Origin of the sequence: uncultured Selenomonas sp. (genome assembly GCA_905372355.1) — a bacterium.
GTDB lineage: Bacteria > Bacillota > Negativicutes > Selenomonadales > Selenomonadaceae > Selenomonas.
Window position 1 is genome coordinate 34713 of record CAJPOT010000008.1, and the last position, 16479, is coordinate 51191.

19 protein-coding genes are annotated in these 16479 nt (G+C 60.2%); 9 read left to right on the plus strand and 10 right to left on the minus strand.

The features are described from left to right. Positions 1-2: 2 nt before the first annotated feature. The 9 genes from QZ177_RS06680 (at position 3) to QZ177_RS06720 (ending at position 8001) form a co-directional block, all read left to right on the plus strand. Positions 3-407, plus strand: coding sequence for a metalloregulator ArsR/SmtB family transcription factor (locus tag QZ177_RS06680; RefSeq protein ID WP_294176215.1), 405 nt, complete (start codon positions 3-5; stop codon positions 405-407). Positions 408-476: 69 nt separating this feature from the next. Continuing rightward, entirely contained in the window at positions 477-1037 is a 561-nt protein-coding gene (locus tag QZ177_RS06685) for a hypothetical protein (RefSeq protein WP_294176216.1), read from the plus strand. Positions 1038-1062: 25 nt separating this feature from the next. Next, a complete protein-coding gene (locus tag QZ177_RS06690; protein WP_294176218.1) occupies positions 1063-2049 on the plus strand; it encodes an asparaginase in 987 nt (328 codons plus the stop codon). A gap of 159 nt (positions 2050-2208) precedes the next feature. Further along, complete coding sequence (locus QZ177_RS06695) at positions 2209-3939, plus strand: hypothetical protein (RefSeq protein ID WP_294176220.1); 1731 nt, start codon at positions 2209-2211, stop codon at positions 3937-3939. After that, complete coding sequence (gene ychF / locus QZ177_RS06700; protein WP_009646158.1) at positions 3936-5042, plus strand: redox-regulated ATPase YchF; 1107 nt, start codon at positions 3936-3938, stop codon at positions 5040-5042. The genes QZ177_RS06695 and ychF overlap by 4 nt, the downstream gene beginning before the upstream one ends. An 80-nt stretch (positions 5043-5122) precedes the next feature. Further along, positions 5123-6505 (plus strand): MFS transporter, encoded by a 1383-nt coding sequence (locus tag QZ177_RS06705; RefSeq protein WP_294176221.1) that lies wholly within the window; start codon positions 5123-5125, stop codon positions 6503-6505. Between the two features lie 17 nt (positions 6506-6522). Continuing rightward, positions 6523-6714 (plus strand): DUF951 domain-containing protein, encoded by a 192-nt coding sequence (locus tag QZ177_RS06710; protein ID WP_294176223.1) that lies wholly within the window; start codon positions 6523-6525, stop codon positions 6712-6714. Positions 6715-6763: 49 nt separating this feature from the next. After that, entirely contained in the window at positions 6764-7411 is a 648-nt protein-coding gene (locus QZ177_RS06715) for a CheB methylesterase domain-containing protein (RefSeq protein ID WP_009646147.1), read from the plus strand. 11 nt (positions 7412-7422) lie between these two features. Further along, positions 7423-8001, plus strand: coding sequence for a hypothetical protein (locus QZ177_RS06720; RefSeq protein ID WP_037370113.1), 579 nt, complete (start codon positions 7423-7425; stop codon positions 7999-8001). Between the two features lie 336 nt (positions 8002-8337). Here the strand turns inward: QZ177_RS06720 and QZ177_RS06725 are convergent, their stop codons facing one another. From QZ177_RS06725 to QZ177_RS06770, 10 genes are all read right to left on the minus strand, one after another. After that, on the minus strand, positions 8338-8976 hold the full coding sequence (locus tag QZ177_RS06725) for a DUF421 domain-containing protein (RefSeq protein ID WP_009646156.1): 639 nt from the start codon (positions 8974-8976) through the stop codon (positions 8338-8340). Between the two features lie 12 nt (positions 8977-8988). Next, on the minus strand, positions 8989-9441 hold the full coding sequence (locus tag QZ177_RS06730) for a DUF3290 domain-containing protein (protein ID WP_009646167.1): 453 nt from the start codon (positions 9439-9441) through the stop codon (positions 8989-8991). 63 nt (positions 9442-9504) lie between these two features. Further along, on the minus strand, positions 9505-10344 hold the full coding sequence (locus QZ177_RS06735) for a metal ABC transporter permease (RefSeq protein WP_294176228.1): 840 nt from the start codon (positions 10342-10344) through the stop codon (positions 9505-9507). Next, entirely contained in the window at positions 10344-11216 is an 873-nt protein-coding gene (locus QZ177_RS06740; protein ID WP_006194009.1) for a metal ABC transporter ATP-binding protein, read from the minus strand. Before QZ177_RS06740 ends, QZ177_RS06735 begins: the two co-directional genes overlap by 1 nt. Before the next feature lie 54 nt (positions 11217-11270). Then, entirely contained in the window at positions 11271-12008 is a 738-nt protein-coding gene (locus QZ177_RS06745; RefSeq protein ID WP_294176234.1) for an ABC transporter permease, read from the minus strand. Further along, on the minus strand, positions 12009-12875 hold the full coding sequence (locus QZ177_RS06750; RefSeq protein WP_009646152.1) for an ABC transporter ATP-binding protein: 867 nt from the start codon (positions 12873-12875) through the stop codon (positions 12009-12011). Positions 12876-13209: 334 nt separating this feature from the next. After that, positions 13210-13680, minus strand: coding sequence for a hypothetical protein (locus tag QZ177_RS06755; RefSeq protein ID WP_294176235.1), 471 nt, complete (start codon positions 13678-13680; stop codon positions 13210-13212). Positions 13681-13754: 74 nt separating this feature from the next. Beyond that, positions 13755-14555: an ADP-ribosylglycohydrolase family protein gene (locus tag QZ177_RS06760; RefSeq protein ID WP_294176236.1), complete on the minus strand. Its 801-nt coding sequence runs from the start codon at positions 14553-14555 to the stop codon at positions 13755-13757. A 135-nt stretch (positions 14556-14690) separates the two neighbouring features. Beyond that, complete coding sequence (locus tag QZ177_RS06765; protein WP_294176238.1) at positions 14691-15599, minus strand: protein-ADP-ribose hydrolase; 909 nt, start codon at positions 15597-15599, stop codon at positions 14691-14693. Further along, positions 15589-16470: a Sir2 silent information regulator family NAD-dependent deacetylase gene (locus tag QZ177_RS06770; protein ID WP_294176239.1), complete on the minus strand. Its 882-nt coding sequence runs from the start codon at positions 16468-16470 to the stop codon at positions 15589-15591. The genes QZ177_RS06765 and QZ177_RS06770 overlap by 11 nt, the downstream gene beginning before the upstream one ends. Positions 16471-16479: the final 9 nt, after the last annotated feature.

Below are 16479 nucleotides of genomic sequence, written 5' to 3' on the forward strand. Positions count from 1 at the left end.
GAATGACGGTGCACGCTGAAATTCACTTGAAGGGACTGGAAACCATGCAGGAGACTCCCGTGCGCCTGCCGCACGATCACGGCCATCAAGGGGCCGCCCTGCCGCACATGCCCGATGCGGATACGCTCGCCACGGTATCGGCGGCCATGAAGCAGCTCGGTGACGCGACGCGGCTGCATATCTTCTGGTTCCTGTGCCATTACGAGGAATGTGTGATCAACATCGCCGCTTACATGCAGATGTCGAGTCCGGCGATCTCGCACCACCTGCGGCTCTTGAAGGCGAGCGGCCTCATCACCTCGCGGCGCGAAGGCAAGGAGATGTACTACCGCGCGGCCGAGACGCCGCTCGTCGAGGAACTGCACCACACAGTTGAACGAGTCGGACGCATCTCATGCCCGCGATAAGAAAAAACAGGCGCAAGGCAAGCGTGCTTGCCTTGCGCCTGTTTTCCATAAAAAGTAAAGGAGGATTCCATGTCATATACAGATTTTCAAATCGGCGAGAAATTTCCCCTGCCCATCCGCCAGCAAGGCGAGGGCGGACTTTTTCAAGTCGATGCGAACGGCGCGATGTTCATTTTGCAGCTCGCCAAGAGCGACATCATCGCCATCGAGGCCTTTCGCACGGGAGAGATGGAGCTTGCCCTCTACGAGAAGGAAGGCGTCCTCTTCCTTCTCTATCGGATTCCCGGCATCTTCAAGGACGGCTGGGGGGACGCGCCGCTTTCCTTCGGCGGTCTTTCCAAGGGGCATCTGCCGTCAGAGGAGTCGCTCGCGAGAGCATCGCTGCACCTCTGCCTCGTCGACGCGCGGCTTTCCCTGCTGCTCGCACAGCGCGAGGCGCAGATGCCCGCCCCGTTCGCCGATTTTTTGCGCCGCCACACGCTTTCCGCCTTGGGAGCGCCTCTCGCGCCGCAGGACTTCGCCGTGCTCGTGCAAAGCATCTGGCAGCGCATGAGTCCCGCCAAGATGCGCGAGAAGGCCGCCGTCGTCTGGGAGATTCCGCTCGCGCTCAAGGGCGCTCCGCTGCATTGACGCGCACGAGGAAAGGAGAATTCGCATGAAGCCGAAAATCTGCATACTGACGACGGGCGGCACGATCGCAGGCGCGGCGGCGCGTTCCGATGCGCTCACAGGCTATCGCGCGGGCGCACTCGGCGCGGACGAACTTCTCGCCGCCGTGCCCGAAATTGCAGACGTCTGCGCCATCGAGAGCGAGGAGGTCGCCGCCATCGACAGCAAGGATATGACGGAGGCGGTCTGGCTGCATCTTGCCGCCCGCATCAAAGCGGCGCTCGCTGCGGGCGCGGCGGGCATCGTCGTCACGCACGGCACGGATACGCTCGAAGAGACGGCGTACTTCCTGCATCTTGTCGTAAAGAGCGAAAAGCCCGTCGTCCTGACGGGCGCAATGCGTCCCGCAACGGCGCTATCTGCCGACGGCCCCTTGAACCTCCTCGACGCCGTGCGCCTTGCCGCCAGCCCCGAAGCGCACGGACAGGGTGCGCTCGTCGTGCTGAACGGCGAAATCCACAGCGCACGCGACGTCCAAAAGGTGCATACGACGGCCGTGCAGGCGTTCGCCTCGCCCGATGTCGGCGCGCTCGGCCGCATGGAAGAAGGGATACCGCATTTTCGCCGACGCGTGCTCACGCGCCATACACGCGAGAGCGAATTCGACCTTGCGGGCGTGACGGCTCTTCCCTATGTACCGATCCTCTACGGCCATGCGGGCGCGGACGCCCGTCTCGCCCGCGCCGCCATCGACAGCGGTGCGGCGGGCATCGTCCACGCGGGCACAGGCAACGGCAGCATACACGAAGCGCTGCTCGCGACACTCGCCGATGCCGCAGGAAAAGGCATCGGCGTCGTGCGCGCGAGCCGCACGGGCGCGGGTGCAGTTCTCTTCGCCGAGAGCGCCTACGCTGACGCGGGCTTCATCGACGCCGACACGCTGCCGCCCGCCAAGGCGCGCATCCTGCTCGCTCTCGCGCTCTTAAAGACAAATGACCGCGACGAAATCCAGCGCATGTTCCGCGAATATTGACACAAAAGGGCTTTCATGCACAGACAACAGCGCGTGAAAGCCCTTTTCCCAAAAGACGCGTGAAGAAGTCTTGTGCGTCCCACTGGAATAACTGCCCGCGATGGAGTATAATAGAAGAAGTATAATTTGGGGTCGTGTGCCGTCCGAAGGGAGAGTTACATGAAGGCCTATGAGTTGAAAATCGCTTTGCGCGGGCAGTCGCCGGAGGTTTGGCGGCGCGTTCTCGTGCCCGAGGAGCTGACGTTTTCACAGCTCGCGCTCGTCTTCAACCTGGCGATGGGTTGGGAGAAGGAGACGGTGTTCTCCTTCCTGCTGCCGCACAAGAAGATGGTCGTCACCGAACTGTCGGAAGAGCAGGCGCATGGCGAGCGGCTGAAAGAAGCTGCCGTGGTGCAAATCTGCCGCCATCTGGAACGTGCGGGCGCCTTTCTTTACCTCTACGCGAACCGGCGCGAGATGCGCCACGACGTGTCTCTGGAAAAGATTGTCGAGCCGTGGAGCGGCAGGGCGCCACAGGTGCTCGAATGGAGCGGCGCACGCACGGCGGCAGCGGTGCTCGGCGGCGGGAAAGATGCAGCTGATGACGTCCGCTACGATATGGACGCCGTGAACGAGAAGCTCGCCCTTTGGTGCCGCCTCGACCGACGGCGCTACGAAGATCGTCCGCTGGCAAAGCTGTACGAGGATATGGAAGCGGGGAGATACGGCTTTTCCGCCTACAAGTACAAAATTCGCTCCATCGAAGGAGCGAACGCCACACCGGAAGCGCAGAAGGCCTTCTTTTCCACGGTCTTCCACCAGCGCCTGCAGGATACGAAGGACGAAGAGCGCGTGCCGCCGACGCTTCGCGACATGTTCGCAGGCTTCGCCAAGGAAGAGCTGCTCTCGATTGCCGAGCAAAAAGGCATCGAGGTGCGCCACGGCATGCGCAAGCAGGACATCATCCGTCATCTGACGAAGAAGATGCTCGATCCTCACGTCATGGAAGAGTACTTCCTCTGCCTGAGCGACGAAGAGGTCTTTTCCCTGCAGCAGCTGCTCGCCAACCTTGACGACTTCGAGGAAGAATCGGAGCACAACTTCGAGACCCTTTCGACCGCGGGATACATCGCCGAAACGCCCGAATTTGAACTCGTTATCTCACGCGACGTCGCCGCAGGGTTCATCCCCTTCGCCGTGGACATGGGAGAGGAGCTTTACAACAGGCGCAGAAGGCGCACATGGCTCATCAACACGATTCTCACGGCGAACGTCCTCTACAGCGTGACGCCGCTCGACATCCTGTGCCGCATCTACAACCAAGGCGGCATCGGCGACCTGAAGCCTGCGGAACTCAAAAAGGAAATGGAAAAGATTCCTCCCGAGTTCCTCGCCGGCTACTGGCAGCGAGGCGACGTCTTCATCTCCGAAGGGCTGGACGAAGAGGAGATCCGCGTCATCCTGGAATCGCAGGGCGACGGCGACTTCTACATCCCCGCCACAGAGGAAATCCCTCTCTTCGCACAGGGGCTTGCGCTTTCCGATCCGACCGACGAGCAGGCGCTGGGTCTCTTCTTCCACGAAACGCTCTCCTACGATGAGGAGGAAACCGTGGAAATCATGCGGCACATCCATTGGACACTGCTCGCGGGCGCTCCCGTTTCCTTCGTGCGCGACATGCTCAAGGACGACGGCTATTTCGACGCTCTGACGAAGGAACAGGACGTCACCCTGCGCCGCCTGCTGAACCGACTGCACGACAGCACGCGCTCCGTCGCGAACCGCGGCTTCACGACGAACGAGATCAAGGAGCGACAGCAGGCAGCACGTGCCAAGAAGGAAGAGCGCAAGAAGGCCTCACGCCAAAAAGTCATTTTTTTGAAAGACAGGAACAAGGAGAAATCACATTGAGCAATCTGGACGTAGGTATCGTAGGTCTGCCGAATGTCGGCAAGAGCACCCTTTTCAACGCGATCACGAAGGCGGGCGCAGAAGCGGCGAACTATCCCTTCTGCACGATCGAGCCGAACGTCGGCGTCGTCGACGTGCCCGACGCTCGCCTTGCGGTGCTGCACGAGATGTACCAGTCGAAGAAGACGACGCCCGCCTCCGTGCGCTTCGTCGACATCGCCGGCCTCGTCGCTGGCGCGTCGAAGGGCGAAGGACTCGGCAACAAGTTCCTCGAGCACATCCGGCAGGTCGATGCCATCGCCCACGTCGTGCGCTGCTTCGAGGATACGAACATCACGCACGTCGCGGCGACGATCGACCCCGTGCGCGACATCGAGACGATCCTCACGGAATTGTGCCTCGCCGATCTCGAAGTCCTCGAAAAGCGCATCATGAAGCTCGCCAAGCTCGCCAAGAGCGGCAGCAAGGAGGCGAAAGCGGAGGACGAGGTGCTGCGCCGCATCAAGGCTTGCCTCGAAGAGGGCAAGTCGGCCAGAAGCCTCGATCTCACGGAGGACGAGCTATCGCTCATCCGCGAGATGAACTTCCTGACCTTGAAGCCCATGCTCTACGTCGCCAACGTCGCCGAGGACGAGGCGGCAAAGGACGGCGCGGGAAATGCGCACGTCGCCGCCGTGCGCGACTACGCGGCAAAGGAAGGATCGGAAGTCGTCGTCGTCTCAGCGCGCGTAGAGTCGGAAATCGCCGAACTCGACGCAGAAGATGCGAAGGCCTTCCTCGAAGAACTCGGCCTTACGGAAAGCGGACTCGACCGTCTGATCAAGGCGGCGTTCGAGCTTCTGGGACTCTTGACGTTCCTGACGGCAGGACCGGACGAGTGCCGCGCCTGGACGATCGTGCGCGGCACGACAGCGCCCAAGGCGGCGGGCAAGATCCACTCCGACATCGAGCGCGGCTTCATCCGCGCGGAGATCGTCAACTACGACGACCTTGTCGCTGCGGGCAGCACGGCGGCCGCCCGCGAAAAGGGGCAAGTGCGCCTTGAAGGCAAGGACTATGTGATGCAGGACGGCGACGTGACGTACTTCCGCTTCAACGTGTGAGTTTGCAGCGCGTGATACTGGGGACGGGGCGCGTGCGCCGCTTCCCCGATCTATTTCTATCGCAATAGGAGGCGGCGGCCATGACAGCACAGAAGCGGATCTTTGCGGCAGTCCTGCTCACATCCTTCATGGGGCCGTTTCTCGGCAGCTGCATCAACATCGCCATCCCGACGATCGCCGTGGAGTTCTCGTGCCCCGCGACGGATCTCTCGTGGCTCGCGACCGCCTTCCTCTTGGGCGCCGTCGCCCTGCTCCTGCCTTTTGGCCGCATGGCGGACATCCTCGGCCGATGTCGCATCTACGCGATCGGCACGGCGGCGATGGCCGCCGTCTCCTTCGTCGCGGCGTTTTCCCCCTCGGTCTCCTTCCTCATCGCCATGCGCGCCCTGCAGGGACTGTCCCTAGGACTCGTCTTTTCGAGCGGCATGGCGCTCCTCGTGGCGGCACATCCCGCGAAGCAGCGCGGGCGCGCCATCGGCTACTCCGCCGCCGCCACCTACGTCGGACTGTCCTTGGGGCCTGTGATCGGTGGTCTCGTCACGCAGCACCTGGACTGGCGGCTTCTCTTCGTCCTCACAGCCATCGTCATCCTCGTGAGCAGCCTGCTCGTGCGCACGATCAAAGAAGATTGGTACGGCGAGCGAGAAGGCGGCTTCGATCTGCCCGGCGCAATCTTCTACACGGCAGCGAGCACGCTGACGCTCTACGGGCTTTCCTCTCTCGCCGCCTTCACCTGGATGCGTTTCGTACTGCTCGCGGGACTCGTCTTTCTCGCGCTCTTTCTTTGGCAAGAGCGGCGGGCGAGCACGCCGCTCCTTCATCTCTCGCTCTTTGCGAACACGGTCTTTGCCATGAGCAACCTCGCCGCGTTTTTGAACTACAGCGCGACGTATGCGATCGGCTTCTTGCTCTCGCTCTACCTGCAGCTCGTGCGCGGCCTCGACGCTTCGACGGCGGGCGTCGTCCTGCTCCTGCAGCCCTTGATGATGGCGATCCTCTCGCCCATCGCGGGAGCGCTCTCCGACAAACACGAGCCGCGCCTCGTCGCGAGCTTCGGCATGGCACTGACGACCGCGGGCATCTTCTTCTGCTCGCTCTTCGATGCCGGGACGCCGCTTCCCCTCATCGCAGCTGCCTGCGTCATCATCGGCATCGGTTTCGGCTTCTTCTCGCCGGCAAACAACAATGCCATCATGGGTGCCGTCTCCAAGAAGCTCTACGGCGTCGCCTCTTCCATGGTCTCGGTCATGCGCCTCTCGGGACAGGCTGTCTCCATGGCGGTCGTGACCCTGCTGCTCGCACAAGCGACACTTCCCGCAGCCGCCGACTGGACGGAGGAACTTTCAGCGGCGATCCGCCTCATCTTCTCCTGTCTGACCGTCTCATGCGTTGCCGGCGTCATCGCCTCGCTCATGCGCGGCAGGAGAAAAACAGCCGAAGAGGACGCGAGCGGATATGAATGACGGAAAGGAGTGCAGCCATGCAGCGCTATGAACCGGGCGACATCGTGCGCATGAAGAAGCGCCACCCGTGCGGCAGCGACCTCTGGCGCATCCTGCGCACAGGCACGGACTTCGGCCTCAAATGCGAAGGCTGCGGGCGCTTCGTACAGATCGGGCGCGAGAAATTTCTGCGCCTCGTGCGCGAGGTCAAGGAAAAGCTGGACACTTAAAGCCATTCCTTCGGGTGATAAAAGCATGAATGAAAGGAGGAGAAGCGACATGGAAAGCGGCAAGAGCGATAAGAGTGGCAAGACGAGCCTTTTTCCTGTCGCCATGCCTCCGGCATCGACGAAGGAAAAGCAGCTGATCGCCATCGGCGCCTCGACGGGCGGTACGGAAGCGATCGCGGCCATCCTCAAGAACCTCGCGCCGCCGCTCCCTCCCATCGTCATCGTGCAGCACATCCCGCCCATCTTCAGCAACCACTTTGCGCACAGACTCAACGCCATATCGAAGCTCACAGTCAAAGAAGCCGAGGACGGCGAAGCCATCAAGGACTCGACCGCCTACATCGCGCCCGGCGGCCAGCACATGAAGCTCGAAAGGCGCTCGGGCAGGCTCATCGTCACATGCACGAAGGGCGACCCCGTGAACTGGGTGCGCCCGTCCGCCGACGTCCTCTTCTTCACCGTCGCAGAACTCGTCGGCGACGCAGCGCTCGGCGTCATCCTCACGGGCATGGGCGCGGACGGCGCGAAGGGACTCTTCGCCATGCGCCGCGCGGGCGCCATGACGTTCGGTCAGGACGAAACCTCATGCGTCGTCTACGGCATGCCGCGCGCGGCCTTCGAGTTGGGAGCAGTCGAACGCCAACTGCCGCTCGCGATGATGGCCGGCGCGATCACGCAGGCCGTGCGCGGGCGATAGAAAGGACTTTTATGGAAATCAGCAACCTCGCCTGCCCCAACTGCGGCAGTGAAAACACAGTATCCGTTCCTCTCATGTACAAGAGAGGCCACGCCACGGGAACGGCAACGCATAAGGAAATCGTCGGCTACGACGTAGAAACGACGACAACCACCTATTCAGACGGCTCGAAAAAAACAGAAGAGACCGGCCGGCATGCCGTCTACGGCGATGTCACGCGCCCAACTTACACGGTCACGGATCTTGCCCGTGAGATCGCTCCGCCGCCCGAGCCAAAGCTCAAGCAACTTGAACATGACACTATGACGGTTGGCTGCGTTTCTTTTGGTTGCCTGCTACCAATCCTGTCGCTTGTCATAAGCCTAGTGGCCTACAAATTTTCAAAGCTCTCGGGTCTGGAAAATACCTTGACCTATATCGCTGCGGCACTCGTCATTTGGAAACTCTGGAACGACCGCAGAACTACAAACAAGAAAAATCGCGCACGGAAAGAAGAATATGATCAGGCCATGGAAGAATATACGCGCCGTCTTGCGGAGTGGGAAAAACTCTTCATCTGCATGCGCTGTGGTCATATCTTTAAGCCATAGCCTCCTTCCGAAAAAAACGAGCGACTGTATGAGACATCTCCCCGTTTCATACAGTCGCTCGTTTTCTTCTCTACAAATCCCTTATATCTCACAAATCCCGATCCTGCGCAGATAATTATATGTTCCATCATAATATTCTGGTCTACGCGTAGCATCACTTAAGTCACCTTGCGGTATGAAAATGACCAGTCCCTGTCTCGCTCTCGTCAGAAGAACCCGATAGGCAAAATCTGATCTGCTTCACATGCAAGAAAACCTTGGATTTCACTGGAATAATACGCTCTTCCCACCTTATTTCCCCCCTGAATATCCGTCACATTCCTCCTTCGTGCCTTTTCACGCCCGCGCCTCGTACGGATAGACCGTGAGTGCGCCCTCCTTGTACTCGCCGATGTAGACATCCTTGAGTTCATATCCCTGCTCTCGAAGCGCCGCGTCGAGCCAGATCCGATCCTTGTCGGCAAGTTCCAAGGCTTCCTCATCTGCCTGTCCGTCGACGACGACGGGATAGCGTGCGTTCTGCTCGCCGTACTGGATGACCGTGAGCTGACCGTTCGGCTCAAGAACGGCACGCTTGACGTCCTTGACGAAATAGACGCCCGCCGTGCGCAGTTTCAGATGGATGTCGTGCGCGAGGAGTCCCCGCCTCATGCACTCTTCGACGTCGAGCTTGCCGCGCTCGATGATGCGCACGGGATGTCCGTCGACGAAGGATTTGACGGCGCTGCTGTTCGACTTCATGTATTTCAGGAGCAGGACGAGCATTGTCCAAGCGATGAGCACGAGGATGAAGTCCATGAAAGAAATATTCTCGTTGTATATGACGCCGCCGATGATGCCGCCGAGAACGTAGTTCTGCACCTGATCGGTCGCGGAGCTAGGCGCGAGATTTCCCTTGCCGAGGAGATTCATCTGCAGCACGAGGCACAGAAGCCCGAGCGCAAGTTTTGCCAAGACCAGCGAATATGTGAGCATTGCGCGTCCCTCCTAAGAATCCTTGTCAACAAGCTTCACGTCACGCGTCATCAGATGCGTCTCCTCGTACTTGAAGGACGTGTAATCGCCGTTGAACGTGATCTCGTAATACTTGCCCTCCGCTTCGACGAGAAGTCCCTGCTTGAGATGGGTGGAACTCGTGCGAATCTCCTCGGGCGGCACCTCCATCTCCTCGCCGAGATTGTGCAAAAATCCCGCCATGCGCGAAGTCTGCTCGCGATCACTCTTCGTCTGGCTGAAGCTATTCCACTGTGCACCGCCCAGGAAGGCGACGGCGAGGAAGAGGATGACGATGAGGTCGCGATAGCGCGTGACGAGACGGTTGCGAAAATACTTGATGATGGCAACGAGCAGCGCGAAAAGCATGAGAAAAGACACGCCGTACCGTACAGCGTCGTTGATCTGACTGTGCTGCACGATGTAAGCATAGGTATAGAACTGCAAGAAAAGCACCTCCCATAGTGCGGTGAGCCGCCGCAAAAAAAGAACTGCCGCGAGAGCGCAGCCTCAGCGCACAAAGTACGGTTTCAACAGCAATGTGAGGAAAAAGACGGCGGCGGCGACGACGACGATGCTCGCGCCCGCCGCCATGTTGCAGTAGTAGGCGAGCAAGAGTCCCGCAACGCCCGAAAGGAGCGCGATGGCAACGGAGAGCAGATGGTAGCTCTTGACGTCCTGCGCGATATTTCTCGCGGCGGCTGCGGGCAGCACGAGCAGCGAGTTGATGATGAGAAGCCCGACCCACTGGATGCTGACGGCGACGACGACGGCGAGCACGGAAGCAAAAAGCCCCTCCGTGAGGAAGGCGGCGACGCCTCGGCTTCTAGCGAACGACGCGTTGATCGAGAGCACGAGAAGCGAGTTGAACACGAGAGCCCAGACGAGGACGACGGCGAGAAAGACGAAGAAGAGCGAGCCGATTTCCTCGGGCGAGATGGAAAGAAGATCGCCGATCAGGTATGAGGAATATTTGTTGAAGCCGCCGCCCCGGCTCATGAGCATGAGGCCGAGCGCGATGCCCGTAGACGAGAAGACGCCGATGATCGTGTCCGTCGACGCGCTGCTGCGGTTCTTGATGTAGGTGATGAGGAGCGCGAAGACAACGGAGAAGGCGACGAGCGAGAGGAGCGGCGAGAGCCAACCCAAGAGCACGCCGACGGCAAGCCCCGTGAAAGCGCCGTGTCCCAGAGAGTCCGAGAAGAACGCCATGCGGTTCGACACGACCATCGTGCTCAGAAGCCCGAAGAGCGGCGTCACGAGCAGCACGGCGAGAAAGGCATTCTTCATGAAGCCGTGCTGCAGCCAGTCGAAGGGCAGAGCGCTGAGAAGCGCATAGAGGAGTTCCATCAGTGCATCGCCCCGCTTTCCTTCTCCGACTCGGCCTGCAGTGACTCATTTATCAGAGCTTCATCCTGCAGCGCATCGGGCGCCGTCTCCATTTTCTGCGGCGCTGCGCCCGCGAGCATGCCGAAGATCTTCTTCGTGCGTGCGTCGCCGAAGACCTCGGCGGGCGTGCCGCTCGTGACAACTTTATGGTCGAGCAGCACGACCTGGTCAGCATACTTTGCAACGAGGTTCAGATCGTGCGAGATCAGAATGATCGCCATGTCCTCTTGGGCGCGAAGCTCGGCAACGATATTGTAAAAAAGCTCCAAGCCGTTCTGGTCGACGCCCGAGACAGGCTCATCGAGGAGCAGCAGGTCGGGCACGGGATCGAGCGCGAGCGCAAGAAGCACACGCTGCAGTTCGCCGCCCGACAGTGCGCCGAGCCGCCGGTCGATGAGGTGCTCGGCATGGACGCGCGCGAGGCTCTTCAAGACGCGCGGCCGCAAGGACTTCGCGGGAAAGAGCCAAACGGGGCGGCGCGAGAGGCACGCCATGAAGATGTCCATGACGCTCGTCGGCGAACTGACGTCGAAGCGCAGGTACTGCGGCACATAGCCGATGACGGGCTGCCCCGTGCGCCTTCCCGCCGCGTCCGCATAGGAGAGCCTCCCCTTGTGCGGCACTTCGCCGAGGATGGCACGAAGGAGCGTCGATTTTCCCGCGCCGTTCGGCCCGATGAGCGCCGTGAGCTGTCCGCAGTGGACGTGAAGGTTCACGCCCGAAAAGATTTCCACGCGCCCGAAGGATACGGCGAAGTCTTCGATCTTCGTGCAGCAGAGATGACCGCAGTCGTCCGCGGAACGCGCACGGTGATGCAAGATATTCTTGAACAAGGAGACGCCCCTTTCTAAGGAAGCATAGATAAAAATGCGGGAACGCGAAAGCGCCTAGCGCGTCAACTGGGAGAAAGACCGGTTCGCAATCCAGAAGCAAAGGAGCGCGTAGAAAACGAGCGCACCGAAAGAAAGCGCAGATGCCGCCTCGCCGCCCGCGAGTGCACGCAGGAGCACGCTCGTATGCGTGAGCGGCAGAAGCTCGATGAGGACGCGCACGACCTCGGGCAAAGCCTTCGTCGAAAAGAACGTGCCGCAGAGGAATGACATCGGCAGCAGGATGTATGTATTGACCTGTCCCATCTCTTCGTACGTCTCAATCTTCATCGCCGCGATGAAGCCAATCTCCGCGAAGATCACGCAGTTCAGCACGAGCACGAGAAGAAAGAGCGGGGAAAGAGCGAGCTTCGCGCCGAAAAGGCAGGCGAGCACGACGATGATGGCAGAGGAAATGAGTCCGCGCAATACGGCCGCAAGCACCTTGCCGATGACGAAGGCTGCCGGACGGATTGGCGCGACGAGGTACTCTTCAAGGCTCTTGTGGTAAATGCGCTCGGCATGCACGGGAATCACGCTGTTGAAACTGATGTTCATGGAATTGAGCGCGAGGATGCCCGGCACGAGGAAGTCGAGATAGGTGCCGGAAGACACCGATATGCTCCTGCCCAGACCCCAGCCGAAGGCGACGAGGTAGAGGAGCGGTGCGACCATGCGGCTCAGGATGAACTTCGCCAAGCGGCGCTTCAAGACAATCCAATCGCGCCAGAAGACCGTCCATATATCATAGAGCAATCACAGCCCCTCCTTTCGCCCCGTCAGCTCGATGAAGGCGTCCTCCAGATTCGAGCGGCGGATGCTCGCCGCGCCGTCGAGCGCGGCGGCAAACGCGGCGGCGTCTTTGCGCCCTGCGAAGTAGCGGTACTCACGCCCCGCCTCGCCGTCCCACTCGACGACGAAATCGCCGAGCCGTTCGCGCAGGGCGGCAGGCGCATCGAGCGCCGCGAGCTTGCCGCGATTCATGATGGCGACGCGCGCGCAGAGGCTCTCCGCCTCCTCGATGTAGTGCGTCGTCAACAGCACCGTCACACCTTCGTGCGCCATTTGCCGGATCAGCTCCCAAATGCGCCGCCGTACCTGCGGGTCGAGCGCGACCGTCGGCTCGTCGAGGAAGAGGATGCGCGGGCGGTGCACGAGGGCGCGCGCGATGAGAAGTCTGCGCTTCATGCCGCCCGACAAACGCCGCACGGGATCGCGCCGCACGCCCTCAAGCTCGACGAAGGCGAGCAGCTCTTCTATGCGTGCGCGGCGCTCTGCCGCCCCGATATGATGCAGGCGCGCGTGCAGCTCAAGATTCTCGCCCGCCGTCAAATCCTGGTCGAAGTTCACCTGCTGCGGCACGACGCCGATCAGCTCCTTGACCGCCGCTTCATTTCCAGCAAGCGGCCTGCCCTCGTAGAAAATTGCACCCGAAGTCGGCTGCGTGAGCATCGTCAACATGCGGATCGTCGTCGTCTTGCCCGCGCCGTTCGGCCCTAAAAGCCCGAAGATCTCCCCGCGTGCGACAGCAAAAGAAAGCCCGTCTACCGCACGCTTCACCGCTGCCTTTCCCGCAGCATCGGTATGACGAAACTCCTTGACAAGATTTTCCACGCGAACCAAGACAGCACCTCCTCAGCCTGCAACTTTTTCTCTTCGTTGGTAGATTACTACAGGAAGCACGTCGCGTCAACCATGCGAGGAGAAAAATCACCGTCTGCCGTACTTCGTGCCGCGTCCGCTGCCAAAAATCGTATCGCACGGAAAAATTTTTCCTGCCGCACGCAAATGATACGAAAATTTCTATCGTTCCATTTTCGTGCGAACGATAGCACGAGAAATATTTTTTCGTACCGCACGAAAACACACCGACGAAACATCCAACAGAAAAGTTCGCACAGAAAAGCCCTCGACGAAAATCATCGAGGGCTTTTTCAATTGTGCTTCCAGCACTTTTTCAATCGAAAGCGCCTACATGGATGCTCGTGATCTTTCCTGCCCCATTGAACAGAAACTTGATGCCAAGATTGCCATTGGATTCGCTCTGATAAAAGAAGCTCCCTTTCCCTTGACTGTCCGGCTCGCCATAGATGCGCAGCACCGTTTCCTTCGTCATGCCGACCGCGATGCCCGCAGGTGTGGCCCAGCCGTTATTTCCCTTGCAGTCCGCGTGCACCATTGCGTCATTGCAAAAAATGACATCCACGCTCGTTCCATAATGATATGTGTCGACCCAGCCCCGCCAAAGAGGATGCTGACTCGTCGTCGACACCTTCGACGGTGCACCGTATATACCGCGCACATAATCCACCGACGCCCCATAAGGGATGCCGCCGAGCGACACTTCCTCATCGGGCACGGAAGCGGACGCCGCGCTCATCGTCGAAAACAATGCGAGCACAGCGATTGCAGAAAAAAACTTACGCATGAGGTTCACTCTCCCTTTCAAAAATCGATTTCAGTCTGCTGAAACCCTACCTTCTTCATCCCCATCCAACGCGCTCACCTCTGCCGCGCCTCGTCAAACGCATCGAGCACCGCGAGCATCTCCTGCGACAGACGGCGGCGGCATTCCGCTTTCAGCGCTTCGGGCACGCCGTAGAAAGCTTCGGCAATGCTGCCCGCGATGCAGGCGACCGTGTCCGTATCACCGCCGAGGGACACGGCATTTCGCACGGCATCCTCGAAATCCGTGCTTTCGAGGAACGAAATAATCGCCTCGGGCACAGATCCTTGGCATGTAGCGTCCATCGAGTAATGCGGACGAATCTCATCGAGCGTGCGTGACAAATCGTAGCTGAACTCCCGCACGATATATTCCTTGATCTCCTCCTTCGGCTTGCCCTCACGCGAAAGGAAGATGGCGCTCGCCGTCGCCTCCGCGCCCTTGATTCCCTCCGCATGGTTGTGCGTAACGACCGCCGTCTGCCTTGCGACCTCGCGCGTTCTCGTGAGTGTATCATAGAGCCAGCCCGCAGCGGCGACGCGCATCGCCGAGCCGTTGCCGAAACTGCCGTACGGCTCAGGCTCATCACTTGCCAGCCAGCGGCGGAAGAGTCCGCCGTAGCCGGCGCGAGGATACCTCCTGCCCCAGCGCTGCATCGAGCGAACGATCGCCGCACAAACCGCCGCTTCGTCCGCCTCTTCTCCCACTTCCAACAAGGCGTCGGCCACGGCGATCGTCATCACCGTATCATCCGTAAAGCGCGAGCCTTGACTGAACAGAGGAAAATCCTTCGTCTTGCCGCCGCGGTCGAATTCATACGGTGCACCGATCATATCGCCTAAGATTGCTCCATACATGCGAATCGCTCCTTTCCGCTTCCCCGTTTATCCCAACGACTTTCATCGTCTTATGTCCAATATTTCTGCACAGACCACGGGCGTTCGTGCGTGCAATTTGACCAACGCGCAGAATTTCTCAAAAAGCATCAAAAATCAAAGCTGAAAGATCCTGCAATAAATCGCCAAATCCTCGTCCTTGAACACATTGAACACGATGCGCATCGGCGCATCATGCGCCTGAAGCCACGCGCGACAGGTCGCAACAGCTGTCTCGGCGGCTTCCTGCGGCGGGTAGTGAAACTCGCCCGTCGATATGCAGCAGAAGGCGACGGAGGTCAGCCCATGCCCCGCCGCGAGGTCGAGGCACGCGCGGTAGCAGGAGGCGAGACATTGCTGCGCCTCGTGCGTGACGCCCGCGAATATACCCGGCTCATGGACATGACTTCCCACGGGCGCGATGATCGGGCCGACCGTATGAAGCACATGGCGAGCAGGCAGATTGAAACCCGGCGTGATCTTCGCGCGTCCGGCAGGCTCCGGATGCCCCTGTTCCCGCATGATTTCATCGCAGGCGGCGCGAAGGGCGAGTCCCGCCGCCGAGTGGATCGCATTGTCGATGCAGCGGTGCAGCGGCACGAAGCAGCCGCGCAGGGCGGAGTTCGCCGCATTGACGATGGCGTCGACGGCAAGGCGCGTGATGTCGCCCTGCCAGAGCACGAAGTTTTCATCCGCAGTGTTCAGGCGTGCACCGCTCGCCGCGCCGCGTGCCATAGCCGTGCACCGCTCCTCCGCCACCGTCGGCAGAGCCGCACCGTCGACGACGCCTCGCACCTCACGCTCTTCGGTGAGCAGAGCGTCCTGCACGCGCAAGAAATCCGCCTGCAAGGGAATCGGCGGACGCACGTTCATCAAAGCACGCAGGAAGTCGCGCTGCGCCTGCCTATCGCGAGGAATACGCGCGGCTTCTTCGCGATAGGCAGGCATCTCCGTCAGAAGATGCTCGATGAGGAACGCGACCTTCTCTCTGCGGCCTTCCGCTCTTTCCTGCGCTTCAATCGCCATGCCCCGCACTCCTTTCTATCGCCTCCTGCAGCACCTTTAACGAAATGTCGATATCGCCGTCGACGAGGATGCTCTGCACGGCGATTTCCTGCGGCGCGACGGCTTCCCCCTGATTCATCACGCAATAGACGGCTGCGGGATTCTCCTTCGTCAGCGCCCAGAACGGATACTTGATGATACCCGGCGTATTCGCACCGACGCCGAATTCCCAATAGAGCACGCGTCCCGTCTGATGCGCACGCAAAAATTCTTGATACCGTTTCGCCGCCTCATGCCAGCCCGCATCCTCGACGAAGGTGCTGTCAGCACGCAGATTCATCCCCATCGGCTCGCCGCAGCGAGGGCAATGCGGCACAAGCTCTCGCGGCACGCGCATCGCCTCCTGCTCAGCGACCATGCGGCGCACCGTATCATAGTTGTCATACGTCGCATCGTGACAGGGCACGGAACACTGCCAAAGGCCGTAGTCGCCCTGCGTATAAAAGAGCCGTTCCTTCGGAAAGCCGTTGTCTTGAAAAAAGTGATCGACATTCGTCGTGATGACGAAAAAGTCCTTGCTGTAAAGCAACGAAAGGAGACGCTGATAGAGCGCATTCTGTCGCTCCTCGTAGCGGTTGATCCAGATATGGCGGCTCCAATACGCCCACTTTTCTTCAAGCGTCGGGAACGGATAGAAGCCGCCCTCGTACATATTGCGGAAGTGATAGCGCTCGATAAAGTCGGCAAAATGCTTTTGAAAGCGTGCGCCGTCGTACAGATAACCGGCAGCCGCTGAAAGCCCTGCGCCCGCACCGACGACGACCGCCTCCGCCTCAAAAAGCGCCTGCCGCAGGCGCTCGATCTGCTGAACCATCGGAGGATTCGATGCCATTTACTTTCC